Source organism: Pseudolysinimonas kribbensis, assembly GCF_030161895.1.
Classification (GTDB): Bacteria; Actinomycetota; Actinomycetes; order Actinomycetales; family Microbacteriaceae; genus Pseudolysinimonas; species Pseudolysinimonas kribbensis.
Genome location: NZ_BSVB01000001.1, coordinates 2687434 through 2711513, shown reverse-complemented (window position 1 = coordinate 2711513; position 24080 = coordinate 2687434). Strand labels below are relative to the sequence as shown.

Sequence of the window (24080 nt, the reverse complement as noted above, 5' to 3'; positions counted from 1 at the left end):
GGCGTTCGCGCGCGATCAGCCTATCGAGCGTCCTCGGTAGAATCGCGGGGTTCCCCTCTGGCCCAAGGAGTGTCATGCCTGTCGCAACGCCCGAGCAGTACGCCGAGATGCTCGATACCGCGAAGAAGTCGGGATTCGCCTTCCCCGCCGTCAACGTCTCGTCGTCGCAGACGATCAACGCCGCCCTGCAGGGGCTGGCCGAGGCCGGGTCGGACGGGATCATCCAGGTGTCGACCGGGGGCGCGGACTACTTCGCCGGCCAGACGGTGAAGGCCCGTGCCACCGGCGCGCTCGCCTTCGCGAAGTTCGCGACCGAGGTCGCCAAGAACTACCCGATCACGGTCGCCCTGCACACCGACCACTGCCCCAAGGACGCGCTGCCCGGGTTCGTCGAACCGCTCATCGCGGCCTCCGAGGAGGAGGTCAAGGCCGGGCGCAACCCGATCTTCCAGTCGCACATGTGGGACGGCTCGGCCGTGCCGCTCGCCGAGAACATCGAGATCGCGACCCGGCTGCTGCCGCGCATGAAGGCGATCCACGCCATTCTCGAGGTCGAGATCGGCGTGGTCGGCGGGGAGGAGGACGGTGTCAAGCACGAGGGCACCAACGAGGCCCTCTACACGACCACGGGCGACGTGATCCAGGCCGTCGAGGCCCTCGGCCTCGGCGAGAACGGGCGGTACATCGCGGCCCTCACGTTCGGCAACGTGCACGGCGTCTACAAGCCGGGCAACGTCAAGCTGCGACCCGGGCTGCTGGGCGAGATCCAGCGCGGCGTCGCCGAGCGTTTCGGCACCGCCGAGAAGCCGCTCGACCTGGTCTTCCACGGCGGATCGGGGTCATCGGATGCCGAGATCGCCGAGGCCGTCGCGAACGGCGTCATCAAGATGAACATCGACACCGACACGCAGTACGCGTTCACGCGATCGATCGTCGGCACGATGTTCACCAACTACGACGGCGTGCTCAAGGTGGATGGCGAGGTCGGCAACAAGAAGATCTACGACCCGCGCGCGTGGGGCAAGATCGCCGAGACCGCGATGGCCGCGCGCGTCATCGAGGCGACGCGGCAGCTCGGCTCGGCGGGGCACTCGATCAGCGCGACGTAGCCTCATTCCGGCGGCACCTCGAAACGAAGGTGGCGCACGTCGTCCCAGCGCAGTCCGCGCACCGCCGTGTCCAGCGTCAGGTAGTAGGGCGACAGGTGCATGATGCGCCGGCCTTCGGGCAGGTCGACATCCAGGCTCACCGCCACCGCGGTGGCGCCGTCGGGCTGCCCGCGCAGCTCGACGAGCACCGATCCGGCGTCGGCGCCGGGCGTCTCGAGGATCGCACGCAGCAGCCCGCGCAACGCCGTGCGCTGCGCCGGACGCATCCGGTTCGCCCGTCGCTCCGGGTCGACCACGACGATCGGTTCGGTCTCGGCGACCGAGTCGAGCCAGCTGAGGTTCGAGCGGGCGACGAGGTCGTCGCGCAGCTGGCGGGCGAGTTGCCCGGCGAGTCCGCGATCCCGCAGGGTGACCTCTCCCGTCTCGGCGACGCCCTCCAGGAAGGGGACGACCCGCGCACTCAGCTCGGCGAGCCGGCGACGCTCGGCGCGTTCGACATCCTCGCTGCGGGCCGCGTCGAGCGAGACGAGCAACTGCGAGCGCCGCTCGAGCATCGGCACCATCCGGTGCACCACGACCGCCGAGAAGGTCGCGGCGCCGGCCACGCCCAGCAGCTGCGGTCCCGCGATCATGAGCGCGATCGACACCGGACCCCACAGCGGCACCTGCGGCGCGATCGCGAGATAGGCGAACGGGGTGCCCACGATCGTCGCACCGAGACCGAGCGCGAGGATGCGGCGCACGGAGAGGTAGGGCGCGAGCGACGCGATGACCATCGCGACCCCGATCGGCGCCCACCACGTCTCGATCGTGAACCGCGCCCCGACATATCCGAGAGCCGAGAGCACGAGCCCCGACGCGGCGATGAGCATCGCGATCACCCCCGCGGCCCAGCCGATCTGCGGTCGCATCGGACGGGTCGCCAGGTGCACGAAGAGGCACGCGGCCGCGCAGATGCCCGCCGCGACGAACTGGGCCCCGGGATGCCGCACGTCGGGCAGGGTGATGGCCCCCATCACGGACCCATAGGCGAGCACCAGCAGCCCGAGCACCAGCGGGACGAACGGACCGGAGACCCAGCTGAGCGGGTCGACCTGCTGGGCGGAGAGGGTGCCGCGGGGGCGTTCGAGCAGCGTCATCGCACGTCCCCTCGGTGCGACGACTCCGGCTGCGGCGAGAGCACGGCCTCGATCGGGATGGTCAGCAGCACCGAGGTGCCCTCCCCGGCGCCGACCAGACGCGGGCCGTGCCGCCGACCGCCGCCAGGCGGTGCTCGACCGACATCCGCAGGCCCAGCCGGTCGGGCGGCACCTCACCGGGGTCGAACCCGTGCCCCTGGTCGGTCACCATGACGGTGAGCGCGTCGGGGCCCTCCACCAGCTCGAGCTCGGCGACCGTGGCGCCCGCGTGCCGCAGCACGTTCTCGAAGCACGCGCGCACGCTCGCGACCAGCGCCCGCGCCGCCTCGGGGCGGAACCGGTAGACGCCCATCGTCGATCCGGTGACCTGCACCGTCAGGCCCCGCCACTGGAATTCGCTCACGAGCACCGACAGCTCGTTGCGCAGGCCGGCATCCTGCCGGTCGACCGACGGCAGACTCTCGCCGGCCGAGAGCCACTCACCGCTGCGCAGCGCGGCGAGGTCGACGCGCAGCCGCTCGCGGGCTCGGGGATCCAGACGGTCGGGAGCGTTCATGACGATCGCGAGGTCGTTCAGCACCGTGTCGTGGACCATGGCGGTCGTGCGCCGGGCGAGGTCGTCGCCCAGCGCCATCCGGCGCGTCTCGCGTTCGAGCTCGTCGAAGTTGGGCAGTCGGCGGCGCTGGGTCGCCTGGATCGCGCCGAACGTCGCGTAGCCGACGGCGGCGACCACGACGACCATCGTCGGCCCGAGACCCGGATCGAAGGGCACCTGCCCGAGGACCGCCACGGCGAGCGCGACGCCGCCGGCCACCGCGTAGCCGAGCAGGACCCACGCCATGCCGACCAGCGGCGAGGTCGCCGTGACGCCGACCGCGACGAGCGCCAGCGTCGGGCGGTTCAGCACGAAGAGCGCGTCCCGCAGGATGCCGGGGTCGCCGTGCAGCAACGCCAGCTCGTAAACGGTGCTAGCGACCGCGCCGAGGGCGAGGTACGTCAGCACCGTCCAGCGCCGTTGCCATCGCGCGACGAGCGCGATGCCCGCCAGCAGCACCGCGAGCATGACGAGCGGCAGCGGCAGCTCGTCGGCCCGGCCCCGGCGCACGAGGGTCTCGATGAGCATCGGCACCGTCACGACGATCGTGGTCGCGCCGATGGCCCAGCCCATCATGGCGATCGTGCCGGTGATGATGCCGCCGGCGATGTCGCGGGGCAGGACGCGCACCCTCATGCCGCCTCCGCTCCCCTGCGCCGAATGGGCTGCTCAGCCCCGATTCTGGGGCACATCGAAGCCCGTGGCGGCGCTCAACACGATCAGGCATGTGATCGAGGCGATCGAGAGCGCGACGACGCCGACGAGCAGCGGCACCCAGAACGCGGTCCGGCCGTGCCGCAGGCGCTGCATCGACCAGACGATCGCGACGACGAACAGCACCGCCCAGACGCCGACCAGGCCGTACCCGATGCCCTGCGCGGGCGCGGGCGCCCGGATGTCGTCCACGCCCGCGGAGCGAGCCGCTTCGGCGATCAGGCCGGGCATGTCGAGGAAGCTCACGATGCCGGCCACGACGTTGTACGCGCCGAAGGCGAGCAGCGCGATCGTGGCGATGCCGTCCCATCCGGCCGCGCGCGTGTGGCCGGGCGGAGGGGGCCCGGGATCGCACGCCCGGTGGGCGGGGGCGGCGGGAGGGCCGGGGCGGGAGGGGCGGCATCCGGACCCCGGAGCGCGGCCACCTCCTCGGGCGTGGCGTACTCGCCGTACCGGGGCGCCTGCCGGCGGCGGCGCTCCGCCTCGGAATCCGGCGCGTGCGGGTCGGGCGCGGGGGCGGCGTCGGCACTCATGCGCGAACCCGCCCGCCGAGTGCACGCTCGTCCGCCGTGCCGCTCGTGTCGTGACGCAGCTCCTTCGGCAGCGAGAACATCAGGTCCTCCTCCGCGGTGCGGACCTCCTCGATGTCGCGGTAGCCGGCATCGGCGAGCTGCTCGAGCACCTCCTGCACGAGCACCTCCGGCACGCTCGCGCCGCTGGACACCCCGACCGTGCGCACGCCGTCGAGCCAGGCCTGCTGGATCTCGTCGGCGTAGTCGATGCGGTGCGCGGTCCTCGCGCCGCGCTCGAGCGCGACCTCGACGAGCCGGACGCTGTTGGAGCTGTTGGCCGAGCCGACGACGATGACGAGGTCGGCATCCGGCGCGACCTTCTTGATGGCGACCTGGCGGTTCTGGGTGGCGTAGCAGATGTCGTCGGAGGGCGGGTCCTGCAGGTGCGGGAAGCGCTCGCGCAGGCGCCGCACGGTCTCCATCGTCTCGTCCACGCTGAGCGTGGTCTGCGAGATCCAGACCAGGTTCTCGGGGTCGTCGACCTCGAGGAGGTCGACGTCGGCGGGCGAGTTCACGAGGATCGTGCGCTCGGGTGCCTGGCCCATCGTGCCCTCGACCTCCTCGTGGCCGGCGTGGCCGATGAGCAGGATCTGGCGGCCCTGCCCGGCGAACCGGGTCGCCTCCCGGTGCACCTTGGTCACGAGCGGGCAGGTGGCGTCGATCGCCTGCAGGCCGCGGGCCGCGGCGCCGGCGACGACGGCGGGGCTCACGCCGTGCGCGCTGAACACGAGGTGCGCGCCCTCCGGCACCTCGTCGACCTCGTCGACGAAGATCGCGCCGCGCTGCTCGAGCTCGCTCACGACGTGGACGTTGTGGACGATCTGCTTGCGCACGTAGACCGGCTCGCCGAAGTGCTCGAGCGCCTTCTCGACGGCGACGACCGCGCGGTCGACCCCGGCGCAGTATCCGCGCGGCGCGGCGAGCAGCACGCGCTTGGCGCCGGCGACGGGTTCGTCGCGCAGTCGCCCGCGCGCGGGACGCACGCGCGGCGAGGCAATCGGGAGGACCCCGTTGGTGATGCCGGACACCCCTGAATTCTACGGAGGCGCCCCGTGCCCGGGCTGGGCGGCGCGAATGACCACTTTGTGCAGCTCGCCTCGACGCAGAGTGGTCAAAATCGGTCAGTCGGGCGTCCCGTCTAGGGTGCGAACGTGAGGTTGGACCGGGAGACGGCGCGGCGGATCGCGGTGCGCGCGGCGGGGCTCGACGAGCATCGGCCCCCGGATGCCGTGGCCATGGTGCGCGAGCTGGTCTCGCTGCGGGTCGAGCTCACCTCGATCCTGTGCCCGTCGGCCGACCACATCGCCTACACGCGGCTCGGTCCGTCGCACCGGCCGGTGCACCTGGAGCGCGCCCTCACCGACGGCCGCCTGTTCGAGCGCGGCTGGCTGCTGCATCCCATGGAGGACCTGCCGCTGTTCCTCGCCGGGATGCGCACCTGGCTCGACCGCGACGGCGGGCGGCGCTGGGTCGACGCGAACGCGGCGTTCCGGCAGGGCATCCTGGACCGGATCGCCGACGAGGGTCCGCTGACGTCGCGCGAGATCCCCGACGAGGCGATCGTGCCGTGGGAGTCCAGCGGCTGGACCCAGGACCGCAACGTCACCACGATGCTCGACATCATGCACATGACCGGCGATCTCGCCGTGGTGGGCCGGGTCGGGCGGTTCCGCGTGTGGGACCTCGCCGAGCGCGTCTACCCCGCGGACGCGGTCGAGGTGCCGTGGGACGAGGCGCGCCGCCGCCGGGCCGAGCAGGTGCTGCGGGCGAGCGGCGTCATCCGGGACAGCGTCACGAGCGCGCCGGGCGAGCTGCACACGATGCCCACCGTCGGCGAGCCGGTGGAGATCGAGGGCGTGCCCGGACGGTGGCGCGTGGATGCCGAGGCCCTCGCGAGCGCTCACGAGCCGTTCGCGGGGCGCACCGCGATCCTCTCCCCTTCGACCGGCTGGTCTTCGACCGCACCCGCGCGGAGGCGCTGTGGGGATTCGAGTACGGCGTCGACATGTACAAGCCGGCGTCCCGGCGGCGCTGGGGTCCCTTCGCGCTCGCGGTGCTGCACGAGGAGCGGCTCGTGGGCAAGGTCGACGCGCGGGCCGACCGGGCATCCGGCGAGTTCGTCGTGAACGCCGTGCACGAGGACGAGCCCTTCACCGCGTCGATGACCGAGGCCGTCCACGACGAGCTCGATGGGTTCGCCGCGTGGCTCGGGCTGCGGATAGCGTGACCGGGATGAGCGACAGCACGACCTCCGGCGCGGCACCGGCCGACGGTTCCGTCCCCGCGACGCCGGAGGCGCCGTGGCCGGTCAGCGTGCTCGCCGGCAAGCTCAAGGGCTACATCGACCGGCTCGGCACGGTCTGGGTCGAGGGCGAGCTCACGCAGTGGGGCGAGCGCGCGGGGAACGTCTACGCGAAGCTCCGCGACCTCGAGCAGGACGTCACGCTCGACCTGCGGATCTGGTCGTCGACGCGGGCGCGCTTCACGGAGGAGTTCCGGCAGGGCGACCGGGTGGTCGCGCTCGTCAAGCCCGACTACTGGCTCAAGGGCGGCACGCTGTCGATGCAGGTGTACCAGCTGCGCCACCTCGGCCTCGGCGACATGCTCGAGCGCCTCGAGCGCCTGCGCCGGCAGCTCGCCGAGGAGGGGCTGTTCGATCCGGATCGCAAGGTGCGGCTGCCCTTCCTGCCCGGCTGCATCGGTCTCATCACGGGCAAGGACTCCGACGCCGAGAAGGACGTCGTGCGCAACGCGCAGCTGCGCTGGCCGGAGGTGCGCTTCCGGCTCCGGTACGCGGCCGTGCAGGGAGACCGGGCGGCCGCCGACGTCGCGGCGGGCATCCGGGAGCTGGATGCCGATCCCCAGGTCGACGTCATCATCGTCGCCCGCGGCGGCGGCGACTTCCAGAACCTGCTGCCGTTCAGCGACGACACCCTGCTGCGCACCGCGGCCGCCTGCGTCACCCCGCTCGTGAGCGCGATCGGGCACGAGGCCGACCGGCCGCTGCTCGACGAGATCGCGGATCTGCGCGCCTCGACCCCCACCGACGCCGCCAAGCGGGTGGTGCCGGACGTCGCGGAGGAGCTCGCCCGCGTGCAGCAGGCGCGCGCCCGGATCACCGGTCGCGTCACCGCCCTCGTGACCGGGGAGATCGACCGGATCGCCGTCATCCGGAGCCGGCCGGCGCTCGCCGACTCGGGCTGGCTGGTCGACGCCCGCGCCGAGGAGCTCACGCGGTGGATCGCGCGCGGCTCCGAGCTCATGGACCACTGCGTCGACCGGCACGAGCGGAGAGTCGGCGAGCTGCGCGGTCAGCGCGCGCTCTCGCCGCGGCGCACCCTGGAGCGCGGGTACGCCATCGCGCACCGGGCGGACGGTCGCATCCTGCGCTCGGCGACGGATGCCGCGACCGGCGATGCGCTCCTCCTCACCCTGGCCGACGGCGAGGTGTCCACGACGGTCAGCGCCCCCGGCGCCTCGTCAGGGGCCCGCGGTTAGACTGACGGCCGTGTCCGACACCGCCCCGACCGACGTCGCCGACCTCAGCTACGAGCAGGCGCGCGACGAGCTCGTGCGGGTCGTGACCGACCTCGAGCAGGGCTCGGCGACCCTCGAGGAGTCGCTCGCGCTGTGGGAGCGCGGCGAGGCGCTCGCCCGCCGGTGCGAGGAGTGGCTGCTCGGCGCGAAGCAGCGGCTCGACGCCGCGCGCACGGCGGCCGCGAGCGGCGGCTCGGGCGGCGATCAGGGCCTGCCGGGCACCGACTCGTGAGCCCCCGGTTCCGCGCGACCGACGAGCAGGGGCGGCCGATCGTCGCCGAGCTCGGTCGTCCGGAGACGCCGGAGGAGCTCGCCGATCGCCGCGCCGACTCGAGCCGGCGGCATCGGGCGAACCAGACCCTCATCAACCTCGTGATCGCCATCGGCGCGTCGCTCGCGGTCGTCGTGGTGCTCGTGCTCGTCGTCGTGCGGCCCGGCCCGGGCGCCGACGCCAACCGGGTCGACTACCCGCAGACCGCCGCGCAGGCGCAGTCCGCCGTCTCGACGCCGCTGACCGCGCCGGTGCTGCCCGCGAAATGGTGGGCGAACCGCGCGGAGCTCGACCAGCCGAGCGATCAGGTCGCCAGCTGGCAGATCGGCCTCATCAGCCCGGCATCACGCTACGTCGGCGTCGTGCAGGGCATCGACGCCGACGCCACCTGGACGGCCGACCAGGTCGGCAAGCTGCAACCGACCGGGTCGCACCGGTACGGCGGCCTGAGCTGGCGCGTCTACGACCACCGCGAGGCGGGCGGCGACGTCGACTATGCGCTCGTGGCGGCATCCGGCCGCTCGACCATCGTGCTCACCGGGTCGACCGCGACCGACGCCGAGTTCGCGACCGTCGCGACGGCCATCGGAAAGGACCTGACATGACCCCACCCGCGATGACCCCGACGCAGGCCTGGGCGGAGATGGTCAGCGGCAACGAACGGTTCATCGGCGGGGCACCACGGCATCCCCGCCAGGACGTGGAGCGGCGCGAGGAGCTCGCCCTGGGGCAGGCGCCGCACGCGGTGCTCTTCGGATGCAGCGACTCACGGCTCGCCGCGGAGATCATCTTCGACCGCGGGCTCGGCGATCTCTTCGTCGTGCGCAACGCCGGGCAGGTCGTCTCCAGCTCGGTGCTCGGCTCGATCGAGTACGGGGTCGAGGTGCTGAACGCGCCCCTGCTGGTGGTGCTCGGGCACGACTCGTGCGGTGCGGTCGCGGCAGCCATCGACCAGGCGGAGCCGGACGCGGCGCCGCTGCCGCCGCACATCCGGGATCTGATCGCCCCGATCGCGCCGGCCGTCGCGGCGACGCCCATCGTCGAGGGCCATCGCGACCCGGCCGAGGTCGGCAGAGCGCACCTGCGCGACACCGTCAGCGAGCTGCTGGCCGAGTCCGAGCTCATCTCCGACGCCGTCGCCGCCGGTAGGTTGGGGATCGTCGGCGCGAACTACCGCCTCCTCGAAGGCCGCGTGGTCCCCGACGTCCTCCTCGGCCTCACGTCCGACTGACGACCCGACTTCGAAAGGCGATCCGTGGCCACGACCGCGTCCTCCGACAGCACCGAGTACCGCATCGAGCACGACACCATGGGTGAGGTGCGGGTGCCCGCCGCCGCCCTGTACGGCGCGCAGACGCAGCGCGCGGTCGAGAACTTCCCGATCTCCGGCGTCGGCCTCGAGCCGAGCCAGATCATCGCCCTCGCCCGCATCAAGCGCGCGGCGGCGCTGACCAACAAGCAGATCGGCATCCTGCCGGCCGAGATCGCCGACGCGATCGTCGCGGCCGCCGACGAGGTGATCGCCGGATCGCATCACGAGCACTTCCCCATCGACACGTTCCAGACCGGGTCGGGCACGAGTTCGAACATGAACATGAACGAGGTGCTCGCCACCCTGGCGACGCGCTCGCTCGGCTCGCCCGTGCACCCCAATGACCACGTCAACATGTCGCAGTCGTCGAACGACGTCTTCCCGACGTCGGTGCACGTCGCCGTCACGGGCGCCCTCACCCATGACCTCGTGCCGGCGCTGGACCGGCTCGCGATCGCACTGGAGAAGAAGGCGGGAGAGTGGGCCGGCGTCGTCAAATCGGGCCGCACCCACCTCATGGATGCCACCCCCGTGACCCTCGGGCAGGAGTTCGGCGGCTACGCGCGACAGGTGCGCCTCGCGATCGAGCGCATCGAGGCGGCATTGCCCCGCGTGGCCGAGGTGCCGCTCGGCGGAACCGCGACCGGCACGGGCATCAACACGCCGACGGGGTTCTCCGAGCGGGTCATCCAGATCCTCGCCGAGTCGACCGGCCTGCCGATCACCGAGGCGCGCGACCACTTCGAGGCGCAGGGAGCGCGCGACGGCCTCGTCGAGGCGTCGGGCGCCCTGCGCGTGCTCGCCGTGTCGCTCATCAAGATCTGCAACGACATCCGGTGGATGGGCTCGGGCCCCAACACCGGGCTCAACGAGATCCACATCCCCGACCTGCAGCCGGGCTCCTCGATCATGCCGGGCAAGGTCAACCCGGTCATCCCCGAGGCGACGATCATGGTCGCCACCCGTGTCATGGGCAACGACGCCACGATCGCCTGGGCGGGAGCCTCCGGCAACTTCGAACTCAACGTGGCCATCCCGGTCATGGGCACGGCGCTGCTCGAGTCGATCCGGCTGCTCGCGAACGCGACGCGGCTGCTGGCCGACACGACCGTCGACGGCCTCGTGGCCAACGTGGATCGCGACCGCGCGCTGGCGGAGTCGTCGCCGTCGATCGTCACGCCGCTGAACAAGCTCATCGGGTACGAGAACGCCGCCAAGATCGCCAAGCACGCCGTCGCGACCGGCCGCACGATCCGCGAGGCCACCATCGATCTCGGTTTCGTCGAGCGCGGCGAGCTGACCACCGAGCAGCTGGATGCGGCGCTCGACGTGCTGTCGATGACCCACCCGAGCTGATGACGCACCGCGCCGTCCTCGCAGCGACCGTGATCGCGGCGGCCCTGCTGCTGGCGGCCTGCACCGCAGCACCGACCCCGACGTCGACACCCGTGCACACGCCGACCGCGTCGCCGACGCCGACCCTGGCGGCATCCGCCTGCACGTGGACGGGCGTGCGCGAGCCGGTCGACGGGGGCACCCTCGGCCAGTTCGCGGTCGCGCTCACGAACACGAGCACCGGCACCTGTCTTCTGAACGGAGCCCCCGCGGCCTCGCTGACCGGCGGTCGGCGCGGCACCGAGGGCGTCGCGGCCGGCACCTCGAGCAAGTTCCCGGCCGGTCCCGTCGTCGTGCCCGCCGGAGCGACCGCGTACGCGCCGGTCGTGCTGTCGACCACCACCGACGGCGGGATCACCGGCCACTGCACCGACTCGAAGCACACGACGCTGCAGGTGACGCCCGCGGGCTCACCGTCGACGATCGCGCTGGACGTCTCGCTGCTGCACCCTGCGCGCCGCAGCCGGGGTTCGGATGGGCGGTCTACCCCGTGCAGTCGACGATGCCGACCGTGGACGCCTTCAGCGGCTGACGAGAAGGCTCGCCGCCAGCGCGACGACGTAGCCGGCGAGCAGGAACGGTCCGAACGGGATCCGTGCGCCGCGTCCGTGGCGAACCAGCACCACGGCGCTCACGACGCCGCCCAGCAGGAACGCGGCGAGGGGCGCGAGAACCGCGATGGTCAGCGTCGGCGAGGCGAGACCGAGCACGGCGACGAGCTTGACGTCGCCGAGCCCCATGCCGCCCCCCAGCGCGAGCCCGAGGAACACGACCGTCAGGATCGCCGCCGCGAGGATCGGCCCCCAGGGCACCACGCGCGTCGCGCACCCCTGGATCACGATCGCGACCGCGCCGACCGCGATGCCCGGCAGCGTCATCCGGTCGGGCAGGCGCCGGTGCACGAGATCGAACCGGGCCAGCTCGGGCGCCGTCGCGGCCAGATACAGGCCGGGCAGTGTCGCCGCGGCGGGGCCGATCGCGACGACCGCGAGCACCGCCAGGGCGAGTGCCAGGGGCAGCTGCCATCCCAGGGCACGGGCGTCGGGGGTCGGCACAGCGGGAGGGTAGCGCGGCCGCGTCGGGCGCCGCGGAGACGATCCCCCGGCGGGCCCCGGCCGCTGCGCCCGGTCTGCTACGGTCCGAGCGTCCGCCCGATCGAAGGAGCCCCCGTGCCCGTCGTCACCCTCGCCCGCGCCGAGGCCATCCTCGACGCGGCCCTGGCCGAGGCCGCCCGGCACGACCTCGCCGTGAGCGCGGCCGTGGTCGACGCGGGCGGTCACCTGGTCGCGTTCCGCCGGATGGACGGGGCCGAGATCGCCGGCCCCGCGCTCGCGGTGGACAAGGCCTACACGGCAATCGCACTCAGCGGCTCGACGGCCGACCTCGCCGCGGAGGCGCAGCCGGGGGTGCGCTGTTCGGCATCCAGAGCACCGGCGGCGGTCGCTTCGTCGTCTTCGGCGGCGGGGTGCCGGTGCGCGACGGCGACCTCATCGTGGGCGGCGTCGGCGTGAGCGGCGCTCCCGATCCTGCCGTCGACGACGCCTGCGCCCGGGCGGGCGCGGCCGCGTTCGGCTGAGCCCGCCGGGCCCTCCCGGCGTCACCGCCGCCACCGGGATGTCGACCGGTCAGCCGAGCTCGTTGGACTCCAGCAGCTCGGTCACGAGCGCCGCGATCGCGGAGCGCTCCGAGCGGGTGAGCGTGATGTGCCCGAACAGCGCGTTGCCCTTGAGCGTCTCGATGACGCTCGCGACGCCGTCGTGCCGGCCGACCCGCAGGTTGTCGCGCTGCGCCACGTCGTGGGTCAGCACCACCCGCGAGTTCTGGCCGATGCGCGAGAGCACCGTCAGCAGCACGTTGCGCTCGAGCGACTGCGCCTCGTCGACGATCACGAACGCGTCGTGCAGCGAGCGGCCGCGGATGTGGGTGAGCGGCAGCACCTCGAGGATGCCGCGCTCCACGACCTCCTCGAGCACGTTCTCGGAGACGAGGGCGCCGAGCGTGTCGAAGACCGCCTGGCCCCAGGGGTTCATCTTCTCGTCCTTGTCGCCGGGCAGGTAGCCGAGCTCCTGCCCGCCGACCGCGTACAGGGGCGGAAGACCATGATCTTGCGGTGCTGCTGCTTCTCGAGCACGGCCTCGAGGCCGGCGCACAGCGCCAGGGCGCTCTTGCCGGTGCCGGCGCGGCCGCCGAGGGAGACGATCCCGATCTCCGGGTCGAGCAGCATGTCGATGGCGAGACGCTGCTCCGCGCTGCGACCGTGCAGTCCGAAGACGTCGCGGTCGCCGCGGACCACCCGCAGCATCCCGCGATCCACGACCCGGCCGAGCGCCGAGCCGCGGTCGGAGTGGATGACGAGGTTCGTGTTGATCGGCAGCTCGGCCACCGCGCGCGAGGCGATGGTCTCGTTGTCGTAGAGCTCGGCCATCTGCTCGCTCGACAGGTCCAGCTCGGCGACGCCGGTCCAGCCGGAGTCCACGGCGAGCTCGGCGAGGTACTCCTCGGCGGCCAGGCCGATCGACGCGGCCTTCACCCGCAGCGGCAGGTCCTTCGAGACGACGACGACGTCGAGACCGTCGTTGGCGAGGTTCATCGCGACCGCGAGAATGCGCGAGTCGTTGTCGCCCAGCTGCAGGCCGGAGGGCAGCACCGACATGTTGGTGTGGTTGAGCTCGACCCGCAGCGTGCCGCCGTCGTCGCCGATGGCGATCGGGAAGTCGAGACGCTCGTGCTCGACACGCAGGTCGTCGAGCTTGCGCAGCGCCTGCCGTGCGAAGTAGCCGATCTCGGGGTCGTGCCGCTTGCCCTCGAGCTCGGTCACGACCACGACGGGCAGCACCACCGAGTGCTCCGCGAACCGGAACATCGCGCTCGGATCGCTCAGCAGAACGGAGGTGTCGAGCACGTACGTGCGCTCCCCTGCCGAGGGACCGACCGCGTGTCGCGAGTCTGGGTGGATTCGGGCGAGGGCTTGTCGAGCGCGGGCACTGCCACTCCATCCCCGGGAGCCCTCTCGGCGCTCCCGGACTCTCATCTGCGGAGCGGCCGGGGCTCGCGGAGCGAACGTGTGTGGCCGCCCCGATCGGACGCCGTGTCCGATGGGGCGAACGTAACCCCCGCCCGGCTACCGCCTCCCGCGACACGCGCGCGCGGCGGCTAAGACTGAGCTCAGACGGTCGTCAGGGTCGCGAACGACTGCAGGGCCGAACGCAGCATCGAGAACGTCTCCTCGTCGGTCGACGCGTGCGTCGACACGCGCACGGTGCCCGCCCGGACGGTGACGCTCACCCCGTGGTTGTGCAGGGATGCCGCGAGCGCCGTGAGCTGATCCTCCGCGGGCTGCAGCACCACGATCCCCGCCCGCTCCGACTCGGTGCGCGGGGAGCTCACCGGCACGGCGAACTCGTCGGCGAGCTCGATGATCCGGCTCACGTGCGTCGCGATCCGCGCGTTGATGGATCCCACCCCCACCTCCGCGATCTCCTCGAGGGCCGCCGACAGCCGAGCCTGCGCGATGGGGTCGGGGTTGGTCAGCAGGAACTTCGAGGCGTCGGCCGCCGGCTCGCGCACCTCGTCCATCGGCATGGTCGCGCCGTCGTCGCCTGCGAAGCCCGACCAGACCGGCGTCAGGTGCTCGAGCGCCCGCTCGCTGAGCGCCATGAAGCCGGTGCCCCAACCGGCGCGCGGCCACTTCTGGCCCCCGCGACCACGACATCCGCGAGCTGCCACGGGGCGTCGACGACGCCGAAGCACTGGGTCGCATCGATCACGAGCAGGCGGTCGCCCACGACCTGGCGCAGGCCCTCGAGGTCGGCGAGGAACCCGGTGCGGAAGTCGACGAGGCTGAGCGCGACGGCGACGATCGACGGTGTGAGCTGGTCGCGCAGGTTACCCGGGGTGACCCGACCGTGGTCGGTCTCGACCCAGGCGGGCACGAGCACGCCCAGGGCGCGCGCCGCCCGGTCGGCCGCGTAGCTGAGCGACGGGAACTCGGCGGGCGAGAGCGCGACGCCGCCCGTGATCCCGAACATCGCGTGCATGAGTCCGGTGCTGGTGTTCGGCTGGAAGACCACCTGGTCCGCGGGGAACCCGGTCAGCGCCGCCACGGCGGAGCGCAGCCGGGCGCCCTGCTCCAGGAAGACCCCGAACCCGCCGAAGCGCGCTCGGGCGAGCGACTCGGTCATGCCGGCGAGCTCGCCGCGCACCGTGCGGCCGATCGGGCCGACGCCGGCGAAGTCGAGATATCCCGGCTCCTCGTCGAACCCGCCGGCGTAGTCGTCGATGTCCATGCGTCGTCCCCCGCTCTATTGCCCGTACCGGCGCTCGCGGCTCGCGAACGCACGGATCGCCCGCAGGAAGTCCACCTCGCGCATGTCGGGGCCCAGCGCCTCGACGAAGTAGAACTCGCTGTGTGCGCTCTGCCAGAGCATGAAGTCCGACAGCCGCTGCTCCCCGGAGGTCCGGATGATCAGGTCGGGGTCGGGCTGACCCTGGGTGTAGAGGTTCTCGGCGATGAGCTCCGGGGTCAGGATGTCGGCGAGATCGTCGATCGTGCCGCCGCCGAGGCCATGGGTGCGCACGATCTTGCGCATGGCATCCGCGATCTCGCGCCGGCCGCCGTAGCCGACCGCGAGGTTGACGTGCAGCCCGGTGTTCTCGGCCGTCATCGTCTGCGCGTTCCGGAGGTCGTCGACGAGACTCTCCGGCAGGCCGTCGACGGTGCCGACGTGCTGGATGCGCCACTCGCCCTCCTCGGCGAGGTCGCGCGCGAGGTCGCCGATGATCACGAACAGCTGCTCGAGCTCGTCCCCGGGACGCCCGGTCAGGTTGTCGGCGGAGAGCAGATACAGGGTGACCACGCGGACGCCCAGGTCGTCGCACCATTCGAGGAACTCGCGCATCTTCGCCGCTCCGGCCCGATGCCCGTGGGCGGCGGTCTCGAGGGCGCGCTGCCGGGCCCAGCGACGGTTGCCGTCGATGATCATCGCGACGTGGTGCGGCAGGGACGCGTCGGTGAGCGAGCGCCGCAGCCGGGCCTGGTACAGGCGGTAGAGGATCCCCCGCTCGCCAGGTCCGATCGCTCACGCGCCACGACCCATACGCTAGCCGGGGCGGCTGCCAGGTTGCTCCTCCTAGGCTCGGCGCATGCGCTCATCGCTCGACACGCCGGCCGACGGCGGGCGCGTTCTCGACGTGGAGGCCAAGCCGCGCTGGCGGGGATGGATCCACCTCGCGACCACGCCGGTCGCGGTCGTGCTCGGCATCGTGCTGATCGTCGTGGCGCACGGTGCGGCGGCGAAGGCCGGCTCCGCGATCTTCATGGCGACGGCCCTGCTGCTCTTCGGCGTCTCGGCGATCTACCACCTGCTCCCGGCGCCGTACGCCGCGAAGCCGCGGCTGCGCCGCTTCGACCACGCCAACATCTTCCTGCTCATCGCGGGCACCTACACGCCCCTCTCGCTCACCGCCCTGGTCGCGCCGGAGAGCACCATCCTGCTCGTCGTGGTCTGGGGCGGCGCCCTCCTCGGGATCGCATTCCGCGTCTTCTGGCTGAGTGCGCCCCGCTGGCTCTACGTGCCCATCTACCTCGCGCTGGGGTGGGCAGCGGTGCTCTACGCCGGCGACCTGATCGCGTTCGACGCGATCGCGATGCTGCTCGTTCTCGCGGGCGGGGTCGCCTATTCGCTCGGCGCGGTGTTCTACGCGCTCAAGCGGCCGAACCCCGTGCCGGGGGTCTTCGGGTTCCACGAGCTGTTCCACGCCTGCACGAGCGTCGCGTTCCTGGCGCAGTGGGTCGGCATCCTGCTCGTCGTGCAGCACCCGGTCGGTTAGCCGCGCGGGTCGTCGCCCCCGGCCGCGTCGCCCGTCGTGCCGCTCGCCTTCGCGGCTTCCTCCGCCTCGAGCCGTTCGCGGATCTGCGCCCGGTAGTTCACCCGCCGCAGGCGACGGACCATGTCGAGGATCAGCAGGATCACCACGACGCCGATCGCGGCCATCACCGCGAACCCCCAGGGACCGGGCGTGACGGCGTCGGCGTCGAACCCCGGCGACGGCGAGGGAGACGGGGCGGCGCCGAGCACGGCGGCGAGGGTCCAGAGCACGGTCGGCCTCTCAGAGTCGGGCGGATAGCCTCATCTCAGAGTAAGGGAGCCCCGCCGTGTCCATCACCCACCGGCCCGCCGCCGCCGCGGTGGACATCGACGCGCGCTACGGTCGCACCCCCAGCGTCGACGGCGTGCCGTGGTCGTCGCCGTGCTCGTCGGCGTCGCCGTCGTCGCCACGGCCGTCGTCTGGGTCATCTGGGTGGGGTTGTTCACCCCCGGGGCCGCGATCGACAACCAGGACATCGGCTACCGCCACGTGAACGCCTCGACCCTGCAGGTCACGGAGCAGATCTCGGCGGACCCCGGCACGCGCGTCACCTGCAGCTTCGAGGGCGTGGACGAGAAGTTCGCGATCGTGGGCTGGAAGATCGTCGACATCCCGCCGTCGACGCAGCGCACGTTCCGGCACAGCGTGACCGTGCGTATCTCGCAGCCGGCTGTGAACGGCACCGTGGGCGCTTGCTGGCTGACGAAGCCGTGACCTAGTCTTGACCGACCGCTGAATTGGATGTACCCGAGACCGGCCCCGGCCGGTCTTCTTGTTTATCCGGCGGTGTCCCGATATTCCGAGGAGCATCATGTCCGACACCACGGCCACGACGTGGCTGACCCAGGAGTCCTACGACCGGCTGAAGGCCGAGCTCGAGGAGCTCAGCGGGCCCGGGCGCGCCGGCATCGTCGAGCGGATCGCCGCCGCGCGCGAGGAGGGCGACCTCAAGGAGAACGGCGGCTACCACGCCGCGAAGGACGAGCAGGGCCACATCGAGGCGCGCATCCGCCAGCTCACCGAGCTGCTGCGCCACGCGAGCGTCGGCGAGCCGCCGCAGAGCCACGGCGTCGTCGAGGTCGGCACGGTCGTGACCGCGAAGATCGCGGGCGACGACACCAAGTTCCTGCTCGGCAGCCGTGAGGTCGCGGGCGACACCGAGCTCGACGTCTACCCGGCGACGAGCCCGCTCGGGCAGGCGATCCTCGGCATGAAGGTCGGAGCCAAGGGGACGTACACCGCGCCGAACGGCCGCGAGATCCCCGTCGAGGTCGTCGACGTCGAGACCTACCGCGCCTAGGGCGTCGCGGCCGGCGGCGCCGGCGGGAACACGAAACGAGTCGCGTCGGTGGGGAAGCTGAACCACGCCAGCACGGTGTCCGGTCGGAGCACACGGAGCCCGCCCCCGTCGTCGCCGGCCCAGGCGTCGGCCGCGGGCGCATACCCGGCGGCGTGGTATTTGCCGAAGGCCGCGGCGAGCCGCGCGCCGACGTCGTCCGGCTCGGCGCGGGCCGCCTCGCTGCGTCCCTCGACGATCACCGCCTCGCTGCCGCTCTCGAGCGAGAGCGAGCACGCCGGGTTGCGTTCGAGGTTGCGGGCGTGGCGGGTCTCGGCCGAGCCGTCGTACCAGAACGCGTCGTCGACCCACACGCCCCAGCGCGGGATGAGGTGGGGCCGCCCGTCGGGACGGACCGACGCGAGCCAGTAGTGCTGCGATCGCTCCAGGCGCCCCCGCACGTCGGCCCACGCGAGCAGGCCGGAGTCGTCGTCGGGCAGGCCGTAGCCGGCGGGGAGGATCGGGCGTTCGCGGCGGGGTCCGGTCATTCCCCCGACCGTAGGGCCCACCGCCGACGTCGCGGTGCTCAGCCGCCGACGCGCGGGCGGTAGCCGGCGGCGCGGAGCTGGTCGAGCACGTGCTCCGCGTGAGTGGGGCCGCGGGTCTCCATGTGGATCTCGATCTCGACCTCGGTGATCTGCAGGCCGTTGCCGTGCCGTGTGTGCAGCACCTCGACGACGTTCGCGTTCGCATCGGCGATCAGGTCCGCGATCGTCGCGAGCTGGCCCGGGCGGTCGGGCAGCGGGATGCCGACGATGAGATACCGGCCGGACGCGGCGAGGCCGCGGCTGACGATCCGCTCCATGACCATCGGGTCGATGTTGCCGCCCGAGAGCAGGAACACGGTCGGACCGGTCACCGCGAGCTTGCCGGTGATCGCGGCCGCGACCCCCACAGCCCCGGCGGGCTCGACCACGAGCTTGGTGCGCTCGAGCAGCACGACGAGGGCGGCGGCGGTCTCGTCGTCGGTGACCGTCACGATCTCGTCGACCGTGCGCCGGATGATCTCGAAGTTGAGCGAGCCGGGGCGCCCGACCGCGATGCCGTCCGAGATCGTGGGCGCCGTCGTGATCGACACCGGCTCCCCCGCGGCGAGGGAGGGCGGGTAGGACGCGGCGTTGGCGGCCTGCACGCCGATGATCCGCACCTCGCGCCCGAGTTCCGGCGCGAGCTGGGCGAACGCCGATGCGACCCCCGAGATCAGGCCGCCGCCGCCGACGGGCACGACCACGTTCTCGACATCCGGAACCTGATCGAGGATCTCGAAGGCGAGCGTGCCCTGGCCGGCCACGACATCCGGATGGTCGTACGGCGGGATCATGACGGCCCCGGTGCGCTCGGCGAACTCGAGCGCCGCGAGCAGCGTCTCGTCGAACACGGTGCCGTGCAGCACGACCTCCGCGCCGTAGCCGCTGGTCGCCTCGAGCTTGGGCAGCGCGGCGCCGATCGGCATGTAGATGGTCGCGTGGATGCCGAGCTCCCGCGCCGCGAGCGCGACGCCCTGGGCATGATTGCCGGCGGAGGCCGCCACCACCCCCGCGCCTTCTCCTCGGGGCTCAGCTGCGAGATCCGGTTGTAGGCGCCGCGGATCTTGTACGAGCCGGTGCGCTGCAGGTTCTCGGCCTTCAGGTGCACCGGATGCGCGAGCAGGTCGGTCAGGAAGCGCGACTCCTCCATGGGCGTCACGGTGGCGACCTCGCGCACCCGCTCCCGTGCGGCGCGGATCTCCTCCAGCGCGGGGCCCGGCATCACATCTGCCGGGCGCGCGCTCGTGTCACTGGACAACGCCGTGCGGTCCTCTCGTCGGTTCGGTGACGTCGCTCTCGTCGGGGTGCGGGTCGATGCGCCACTCGCCTCGGGCGATGTACCCGATCATGACATTCAGCACGGCCACGATCGGCACCGCGAAGAACGCCCCCGGGATGCCGGCGATGAAGCCCGCCGCCGCGACCGAGAGCACGACGGCGACCGGATGCACCTTGACCGCGGTGCCCATGACGAAGGGCTGCAGCACGTGGCCCTCGATCTGCTGCACGAGGATCACGATCGCGAGCATGATCACCGCCGGCAGCGGCCCGAGGTAGACCAGCGCCACGAAGACGGCGAGCACGCCCGTCAGCACCGCGCCGACGACCGGGATGAACGACCCCAGGAACACGGCGATGGCGATCGGCAGCACCAGCGGGAATCCGCCGAACACGAGACCGAGGATCCAGGCGCCCAGCCCGATCCCGACGGCGTCGATGAAGGCCACGAAGATCTGCACCCGCACGAAGCTCGTGAGGGTCGACCATCCCGCCTCCCCCGCACCGCGCACCGCGACCCGCGCCCGCTTCGGGAACAGGCGCACGATCCAGGCGAAGATGCCGCGCCCGTCGATGAGGATGAAGACCGTCGAGAACAGCGTGATCAGCAGGCCGGCGAGCACGTGCCCGAACGTCGAGCCGATCGACAGGGCGCCCGAGAGCACGCCGCTCGAGTCCTTCTGGATCGCGGCCCAGGCGTCCTGGACGTAGCCGTCGATGTCCTTCGCCGACAGGTCGAACGGATCCTGCGCCAGGAACGCCCGGAGGTCGCCGATGCGCTGCATGGTCTGCTTCTGCAGGTCGGGGAACCCGCTGCGCACCTGGAGCACGATGAGCGTCACGAGGCCGCCGACGACCACGATGACCGCGACCAGGCACACGACGACGGCGAGCCATTTGGGCCAGCGGTGGCGCTGGAGGAAGTTCGAGAACGGCACGAGGAGGGCCGAGAGCACGACCGCGACCATGAACGGGATCGCGACGATGTGCAGGGCGACGAAGAGATAGCAGAACAGCGCGACGACGGCCGCGACCACCAGCACCCGCCACGACCAGGCCGCCGCGATGCGCATGCCGGGCGCGACGGTCTCGTCGGCCGTCGCCGACACGACGGGGCGCACGGCCTCGCCTCGCCGGTCGCCGCGCTCGGAGCGCTTGCGGAACACCATCCGGTCAGTCTGCCAGCCCGCCCTGTTCGCTCCGGACCTCGCACCGGGTCCGCGTGCGGCTCACACCCGGCTCGGATGCGACGATCAGCCGTTCCGGTGCGGCCGGGTCATACTGACTCGATGGCAGACGCCCAGCCGGAGCAGCCCCGGCCGACCCGCATCGACATGAACCTCCAGCCGACCGAGGAGGTCGGGGTCTTCGCCGACTTCGCGAACGTCTGGAACACGCCGAACACCTTCGTGCTCGACTTCCTGTCGGTGAAGGAGCCACCGCATCCGGCCATGACACCCGAGGGTCCGGATCCCGACGGCCCGACGGTGGTGGATGCCCGCGTCGCGGCGAGGGTGCGGATCCCCTCGGAGCAGGTCGGGCCGCTGATCCAGGCGCTGCAGACGCAGCTCAACGGCTGGCTGGCCGCGCAGGGGCGCAACGACCCGCCCGACAACTGGCTCGGCGCCTGACCCCGCGACCTGCTCGCCGGTGTCGGCCGCTCCGGCGAGGATGAAGGGATGCCGGACTCGCTCTCGCCCGCGGCCGCGCGCCGCGTGCTCCTCGCGGCACAGGGATTCGGATCGCGTCCGTCGACCACCGGCACGCGCCAGCTGAACCTGCTGCTGACGCGACTGCGTCTGCTGCAGCTGGACTCGGTCAACGTCTACGAGCGCAGCCACTACCAGCCCGCGTTCGCGCGTCTGGGCGCCTACGACCGCGGGCTGCTCGACCGGTTGACGTTCGCCCGGCGTTCGGCCTACACGGAGCAGTGGGCCCACGAGGCCGCGATCGTGCCGATCGAGGACTGGCCGCTGTTCGCCTGGCGGCGCGAGGCGTTCCGCGCCAAGTACGACGAGTGGTTCCGCGAGAACGCCGGCATCGTCGACTGGCTGCGCGCCGAACTGGCCGCCCAGGGGCCGCGCACGTCCGGCGACGTCGAGCACGAGGAGAACGTGCGCGGCGGCCCGTGGTGGGGGTGGTCGTCGACGAAGCGGGGCCTCGAGATGCTCTTCCGCAGCGGCGACGTCGCGATCGCCGGCCGCACCCGCTTTCAGCGCGAATACGCGCTCGCCCCGACCGTCCTGCCGCCGGAGGTCCTCGACGTGCGCATCGCGAAGGCCGACGCGCTTCGCGAACTCGTGCGCCGCGCTGCGGTCGCGCTCGGCATCGGCACGATCGCCGACCTCGCGGACTACTACCGGCTGTACATCGACGACACGAAGCAGGCGGTGCGCGACCTCGTCGACGCGGGCGAGCTGCGGCAGGTGCGCGTCGACGGCTGGAAGCAGGACGCCTACCTGCACCGCGACGCGCGCATCCCGCGGCGCATCGAGGCCGCCGCCCTGCTCTCGCCCTTCGACCCGGTCGTGTGGGATCGCGACCGTGCGCTGCGCATGTTCGGGTTCCACTACCGGATCGAGCTCTACACACCCGCCCCGAAGCGCGTGTACGGCTATTACACGCTGCCCGTGCTGGTCGACGAGGCGATCGTCGGCCGTGTCGACCTGAAGAGCGACCGGCAGCGCGGCGCCCTGCGCGTGCAGTCCGCCTGGACCGAAGAGGGGGCGCCGGCGTCCGCGGTCGAGCGGACCGCCCTCGCCGTGCGCGAGGCGGCCGGATGGCAGGGCCTGCCCGACATCGAGGTGGTCGACCGCGGCGACGCGGCCCGCGCCCTCGCATCGGAGCTGGGCACCTCGCCGGTCAAGTAGCGCCGCAGGGCGGCGGCGCGCCTAGAGGCGCTGGGCGTTCTGCTCGAGGCGGGCGATCCGGTCCGGGATCGGCGGATGGGTCGAGAACAGGCGGGACATGAACCCGGGCTTGTCGGGCTGAGAGATCCACAGGTGCGACATGCTCGAGGTGGTGCGCCGCACGGGCTGGAAGCCGGCCTGCAGCTTCGCCAGCGCCGACTCGAGGCCCTCGGGGTCGCGGGTGGTCAGCGCACTCGACGCGTCGGCGAGGTACTCGCGCTGGCGCGAGATCGCGGCCTGCACCAGCGCCGCGGCGATGGGCGCGAGGATCGCCGCGACGATCCCGATGGCGAGCACGATCAGCAGCGCCGGGCCGCCGAGGTTGTTGTTGCGGCTGCGCCCGCCGCCGAACAGCACGAACCGGAACACGATGTCCGAGATCAGGCCGATCGCGACGACCAGGCCGAACACGATGAGCGAGACCCGGATGTCGTAGTTCTTGACGTGCCCCATCTCGTGGGCCATGACGCCCTCGAGCTCCCGGTCGGTCATCATGTCGAGCAGGCCGGTGGTCGCGGCGACGGATGCGGTCTGCGGGTTGCGACCGGTGGCGAACGCGTTCGGCGCCGGGTCGGCGATCACGTAGACCTTCGGCATCGGCAGCCCCTCGGTGATCGCGAGGTTCTCGACGATCCGGTACAGCCGCGGGTTGTCCGCCTTCTGGATGGGGCGGGCGCCACTGATCATGAGTGCCTGCGCCGACGCGAAGAAGTACTGGAACACCGCGTAGAGCGCCGCGATCACGAACACGACGATCGCGATCGACCAGCTGTTGAGGAGCCACGCGGCGAGCACGCCCAGGCCGCCGATGATCAGCAGGAACACCGCGATGATGAACACGGTGTTGCGCTTGTTGGCGGCGATCGCGGAATACATGCGATCAACCTCTCCGGTGCTGCGGTGTCAGTGTCGGGAAGACGTCGGTCAGAACTGCACGCGCGGCGGCTCGGCGATGGCCGACGGCTCGTCGACCTCGAAGAACTCGCGCTCCGTGAATCCGAGCCCCCGCACGAACAGCGTGTTCGGGAAGACCTTGATCTTGGTGTTGAGCTCGCGCACGCCGCCGTTGTAGAACCGGCGCGAGGCCTGGATCTTGTCCTCGGTGTCGACGAGCTCCGCCTGGAGCTGCAGGAAGTTCTGACTGGCCTGCAGCTGCGGGTACGCCTCGGCGACGGCGAAGATCGACTTCAGGGCCGACTGCATCTGGTTCTCGGCCTTGCCGGCCTCGGCCGGGCCCTGCGCGGAGAGGGTCGCGGCGCGCGCCTCGGTGACCTTCTGGAACACGCCGGACTCGTGCGCGGCGTAGCCCTTCACGGTCTCGATGAGGTTCGGGATCAGGTCGGCTCGGCGCTTGAGCTGCACCGTGATGTCGCTCCACGCCTCGTCGACGCGGACGTTCATCTTGACCAGTCCGTTGTAGGTGGCCCAGAGGTAGATGCCGATGATGAGCACGAGGGCCACGATCACGACGATCAGGATGATGAGTCCGGTGAGCATGGGCTCATGGTAGGGGACGCG

Annotated in this window: 26 protein-coding genes and 4 pseudogenes; 15 read left to right on the top strand and 15 right to left on the bottom strand. The window is 72.0% G+C overall.

The features are described from left to right. Nucleotides 1-74: 74 nt before the first annotated feature. On the top strand, nucleotides 75-1109 hold the full coding sequence (gene fbaA, locus QQK35_RS14945) for a class II fructose-bisphosphate aldolase (RefSeq protein WP_284254867.1): 1035 nt from the start codon (nucleotides 75-77) through the stop codon (nucleotides 1107-1109). A 2-nt stretch (nucleotides 1110-1111) separates the two neighbouring features. Here the strand turns inward: fbaA and QQK35_RS14940 are convergent, their stop codons facing one another. The 4 genes from QQK35_RS14940 to QQK35_RS14925 form a co-directional block, all read right to left on the bottom strand. After that, nucleotides 1112-2248: a hypothetical protein gene (locus tag QQK35_RS14940; RefSeq protein WP_284254866.1), complete on the bottom strand. Its 1137-nt coding sequence runs from the start codon at nucleotides 2246-2248 to the stop codon at nucleotides 1112-1114. 61 nt (nucleotides 2249-2309) lie between these two features. Further along, a complete protein-coding gene (locus QQK35_RS14935) occupies nucleotides 2310-3479 on the bottom strand; it encodes a sensor histidine kinase (protein WP_284254865.1) in 1170 nt (389 codons plus the stop codon). Between the two features lie 33 nt (nucleotides 3480-3512). Then, complete coding sequence (locus tag QQK35_RS14930) at nucleotides 3513-4115, bottom strand: DUF6264 family protein (RefSeq protein WP_284254864.1); 603 nt, start codon at nucleotides 4113-4115, stop codon at nucleotides 3513-3515. After that, nucleotides 4087-5148: a 4-hydroxy-3-methylbut-2-enyl diphosphate reductase gene (locus QQK35_RS14925; RefSeq protein ID WP_284255721.1), complete on the bottom strand. Its 1062-nt coding sequence runs from the start codon at nucleotides 5146-5148 to the stop codon at nucleotides 4087-4089. The genes QQK35_RS14930 and QQK35_RS14925 overlap by 29 nt, the downstream gene beginning before the upstream one ends. Before the next feature lie 132 nt (nucleotides 5149-5280). Here QQK35_RS14925 and QQK35_RS14920 point away from each other — a divergent pair, with 132 nt between their 5' ends. The 8 genes and pseudogenes from QQK35_RS14920 to QQK35_RS20580 form a co-directional block, all read left to right on the top strand. Then, nucleotides 5281-6255 (top strand): DNA glycosylase AlkZ-like family protein, encoded by a 975-nt coding sequence (locus QQK35_RS14920; RefSeq protein ID WP_284254863.1) that lies wholly within the window; start codon nucleotides 5281-5283, stop codon nucleotides 6253-6255. Then, on the top strand, nucleotides 6204-6356 hold the full coding sequence (locus tag QQK35_RS14915; protein WP_284254862.1) for a hypothetical protein: 153 nt from the start codon (nucleotides 6204-6206) through the stop codon (nucleotides 6354-6356). Before QQK35_RS14920 ends, QQK35_RS14915 begins: the two co-directional genes overlap by 52 nt. A gap of 5 nt (nucleotides 6357-6361) precedes the next feature. After that, the gene (gene xseA, locus QQK35_RS14910) at nucleotides 6362-7627 is read left to right on the top strand and encodes an exodeoxyribonuclease VII large subunit (protein WP_284254861.1); all 1266 of its coding nucleotides are present in this window, start codon (nucleotides 6362-6364) and stop codon (nucleotides 7625-7627) included. Nucleotides 7628-7637: 10 nt separating this feature from the next. Continuing rightward, nucleotides 7638-7898, top strand: coding sequence for an exodeoxyribonuclease VII small subunit (locus tag QQK35_RS14905; protein ID WP_284254860.1), 261 nt, complete (start codon nucleotides 7638-7640; stop codon nucleotides 7896-7898). Continuing rightward, nucleotides 7895-8542, top strand: a complete 648-nt coding sequence (locus QQK35_RS14900) for a DUF4245 domain-containing protein (RefSeq protein ID WP_284254859.1) — start codon at nucleotides 7895-7897, stop codon at nucleotides 8540-8542. Before QQK35_RS14905 ends, QQK35_RS14900 begins: the two co-directional genes overlap by 4 nt. Continuing rightward, nucleotides 8539-9168, top strand: a complete 630-nt coding sequence (locus QQK35_RS14895) for a carbonic anhydrase (protein ID WP_284254858.1) — start codon at nucleotides 8539-8541, stop codon at nucleotides 9166-9168. Before QQK35_RS14900 ends, QQK35_RS14895 begins: the two co-directional genes overlap by 4 nt. A gap of 24 nt (nucleotides 9169-9192) precedes the next feature. Then, entirely contained in the window at nucleotides 9193-10605 is a 1413-nt protein-coding gene (locus tag QQK35_RS14890; RefSeq protein ID WP_284254857.1) for a class II fumarate hydratase, read from the top strand. After that, a pseudogene (locus tag QQK35_RS20580) lies at nucleotides 10605-11066 on the top strand (DUF4232 domain-containing protein); the annotation flags it as partial. The gene QQK35_RS14890 and the pseudogene QQK35_RS20580, both read left to right, overlap by 1 nt. A gap of 99 nt (nucleotides 11067-11165) precedes the next feature. On the opposite strand, the gene QQK35_RS14885 reads toward QQK35_RS20580, so the two are convergent. Next, nucleotides 11166-11699, bottom strand: a complete 534-nt coding sequence (locus tag QQK35_RS14885; RefSeq protein WP_284254856.1) for a prepilin peptidase — start codon at nucleotides 11697-11699, stop codon at nucleotides 11166-11168. A 114-nt stretch (nucleotides 11700-11813) separates the two neighbouring features. On the opposite strand from QQK35_RS14885, the pseudogene QQK35_RS14880 reads away from it, so the two are divergent. Further along, nucleotides 11814-12220, top strand: a pseudogene (locus tag QQK35_RS14880) (GlcG/HbpS family heme-binding protein). 49 nt (nucleotides 12221-12269) lie between these two features. Here the strand turns inward: QQK35_RS14880 and phoH2 are convergent. The 4 genes and pseudogenes from phoH2 to QQK35_RS14860 form a co-directional block, all read right to left on the bottom strand. Beyond that, nucleotides 12270-13675: pseudogene (gene phoH2 / locus QQK35_RS14875) on the bottom strand (RNA 5'-3' helicase PhoH2). A gap of 134 nt (nucleotides 13676-13809) precedes the next feature. Beyond that, entirely contained in the window at nucleotides 13810-14301 is a 492-nt protein-coding gene (locus QQK35_RS14870; RefSeq protein ID WP_284254854.1) for an aminotransferase class V-fold PLP-dependent enzyme, read from the bottom strand. Beyond that, nucleotides 14268-14930, bottom strand: a complete 663-nt coding sequence (locus QQK35_RS14865) for an aminotransferase class V-fold PLP-dependent enzyme (protein WP_284254853.1) — start codon at nucleotides 14928-14930, stop codon at nucleotides 14268-14270. The genes QQK35_RS14870 and QQK35_RS14865 overlap by 34 nt, the downstream gene beginning before the upstream one ends. Before the next feature lie 15 nt (nucleotides 14931-14945). Beyond that, a complete protein-coding gene (locus tag QQK35_RS14860) occupies nucleotides 14946-15719 on the bottom strand; it encodes an isoprenyl transferase (RefSeq protein ID WP_284255720.1) in 774 nt (257 codons plus the stop codon). Between the two features lie 67 nt (nucleotides 15720-15786). Here QQK35_RS14860 and trhA point away from each other — a divergent pair, with 67 nt between their 5' ends. Then, entirely contained in the window at nucleotides 15787-16473 is a 687-nt protein-coding gene (trhA, locus tag QQK35_RS14855) for a PAQR family membrane homeostasis protein TrhA (RefSeq protein ID WP_284254852.1), read from the top strand. Here trhA and QQK35_RS14850 read toward each other — a convergent pair. Next, entirely contained in the window at nucleotides 16470-16742 is a 273-nt protein-coding gene (locus QQK35_RS14850) for a hypothetical protein (protein WP_284254851.1), read from the bottom strand. The two genes, trhA and QQK35_RS14850, sit on opposite strands and share 4 nt — an antisense overlap. Nucleotides 16743-16881: 139 nt before the next feature. Between QQK35_RS14850 and QQK35_RS14845 the strand changes: the two genes are divergently transcribed. Further along, nucleotides 16882-17226, top strand: a complete 345-nt coding sequence (locus QQK35_RS14845; protein WP_284254850.1) for a DUF4307 domain-containing protein — start codon at nucleotides 16882-16884, stop codon at nucleotides 17224-17226. A gap of 97 nt (nucleotides 17227-17323) precedes the next feature. Then, the gene (gene greA, locus QQK35_RS14840) at nucleotides 17324-17812 is read left to right on the top strand and encodes a transcription elongation factor GreA (RefSeq protein ID WP_284254849.1); all 489 of its coding nucleotides are present in this window, start codon (nucleotides 17324-17326) and stop codon (nucleotides 17810-17812) included. On the opposite strand, the gene QQK35_RS14835 is transcribed toward greA, so the two are convergent. The 3 genes and pseudogenes from QQK35_RS14835 to QQK35_RS14825 all read right to left on the bottom strand — a co-directional run bounded on the left by QQK35_RS14835 (nucleotide 17809) and on the right by QQK35_RS14825 (nucleotide 20822). Further along, on the bottom strand, nucleotides 17809-18336 hold the full coding sequence (locus QQK35_RS14835) for a pyridoxamine 5'-phosphate oxidase family protein (RefSeq protein WP_284254848.1): 528 nt from the start codon (nucleotides 18334-18336) through the stop codon (nucleotides 17809-17811). The genes greA and QQK35_RS14835 overlap by 4 nt on opposite strands. A gap of 38 nt (nucleotides 18337-18374) precedes the next feature. Further along, nucleotides 18375-19597, bottom strand: a pseudogene (gene ilvA / locus QQK35_RS14830) (threonine ammonia-lyase). Nucleotides 19598-19622: 25 nt separating this feature from the next. Further along, nucleotides 19623-20822 (bottom strand): AI-2E family transporter, encoded by a 1200-nt coding sequence (locus QQK35_RS14825; RefSeq protein ID WP_284254847.1) that lies wholly within the window; start codon nucleotides 20820-20822, stop codon nucleotides 19623-19625. 120 nt (nucleotides 20823-20942) lie between these two features. Here QQK35_RS14825 and QQK35_RS14820 point away from each other — a divergent pair, with 120 nt between their 5' ends. Then, a complete protein-coding gene (locus QQK35_RS14820; protein WP_284254846.1) occupies nucleotides 20943-21284 on the top strand; it encodes a DUF3467 domain-containing protein in 342 nt (113 codons plus the stop codon). A 48-nt stretch (nucleotides 21285-21332) separates the two neighbouring features. Beyond that, entirely contained in the window at nucleotides 21333-22523 is a 1191-nt protein-coding gene (locus QQK35_RS14815; protein ID WP_284254845.1) for a winged helix-turn-helix domain-containing protein, read from the top strand. Nucleotides 22524-22544: 21 nt separating this feature from the next. Here the strand turns inward: QQK35_RS14815 and QQK35_RS14810 are convergent, their stop codons facing one another. Together QQK35_RS14810 and QQK35_RS14805 are read right to left on the bottom strand one after the other, a co-directional pair. Further along, complete coding sequence (locus QQK35_RS14810; protein WP_284254844.1) at nucleotides 22545-23438, bottom strand: M48 family metalloprotease; 894 nt, start codon at nucleotides 23436-23438, stop codon at nucleotides 22545-22547. A 48-nt stretch (nucleotides 23439-23486) separates the two neighbouring features. Continuing rightward, nucleotides 23487-24059, bottom strand: a complete 573-nt coding sequence (locus QQK35_RS14805) for a LemA family protein (RefSeq protein WP_284254843.1) — start codon at nucleotides 24057-24059, stop codon at nucleotides 23487-23489. Between the last annotated feature and the right edge of the window lie 21 nt (nucleotides 24060-24080).

Coding starts and splice junctions, on each gene's coding strand:
- QQK35_RS14825 (WP_284254847.1), bottom strand. CDS start 20,822: ATGGTGTTCCGCAAGCGCTCCGAGCGCGGCGACCGGCGAGGCGAGGCC.
- QQK35_RS14835 (WP_284254848.1), bottom strand. CDS start 18,336: ATGACCGGACCCCGCCGCGAACGCCCGATCCTCCCCGCCGGCTACGGC.
- QQK35_RS14820 (WP_284254846.1), top strand. CDS start 20,943: ATGGCAGACGCCCAGCCGGAGCAGCCCCGGCCGACCCGCATCGACATG.
- QQK35_RS14805 (WP_284254843.1), bottom strand. CDS start 24,059: ATGCTCACCGGACTCATCATCCTGATCGTCGTGATCGTGGCCCTCGTG.
- greA (WP_284254849.1), top strand. CDS start 17,324: ATGTCCGACACCACGGCCACGACGTGGCTGACCCAGGAGTCCTACGAC.
- trhA (WP_284254852.1), top strand. CDS start 15,787: ATGCGCTCATCGCTCGACACGCCGGCCGACGGCGGGCGCGTTCTCGAC.
- QQK35_RS14865 (WP_284254853.1), bottom strand. CDS start 14,930: ATGGACATCGACGACTACGCCGGCGGGTTCGACGAGGAGCCGGGATAT.
- xseA (WP_284254861.1), top strand. CDS start 6,362: ATGAGCGACAGCACGACCTCCGGCGCGGCACCGGCCGACGGTTCCGTC.
- QQK35_RS14815 (WP_284254845.1), top strand. CDS start 21,333: ATGCCGGACTCGCTCTCGCCCGCGGCCGCGCGCCGCGTGCTCCTCGCG.
- QQK35_RS14870 (WP_284254854.1), bottom strand. CDS start 14,301: ATGGCGCTCAGCGAGCGGGCGCTCGAGCACCTGACGCCGGTCTGGTCG.
- QQK35_RS14940 (WP_284254866.1), bottom strand. CDS start 2,248: ATGACGCTGCTCGAACGCCCCCGCGGCACCCTCTCCGCCCAGCAGGTC.
- fbaA (WP_284254867.1), top strand. CDS start 75: ATGCCTGTCGCAACGCCCGAGCAGTACGCCGAGATGCTCGATACCGCG.
- QQK35_RS14895 (WP_284254858.1), top strand. CDS start 8,539: ATGACCCCACCCGCGATGACCCCGACGCAGGCCTGGGCGGAGATGGTC.
- QQK35_RS14935 (WP_284254865.1), bottom strand. CDS start 3,479: ATGAGGGTGCGCGTCCTGCCCCGCGACATCGCCGGCGGCATCATCACC.
- QQK35_RS14810 (WP_284254844.1), bottom strand. CDS start 23,438: ATGTATTCCGCGATCGCCGCCAACAAGCGCAACACCGTGTTCATCATC.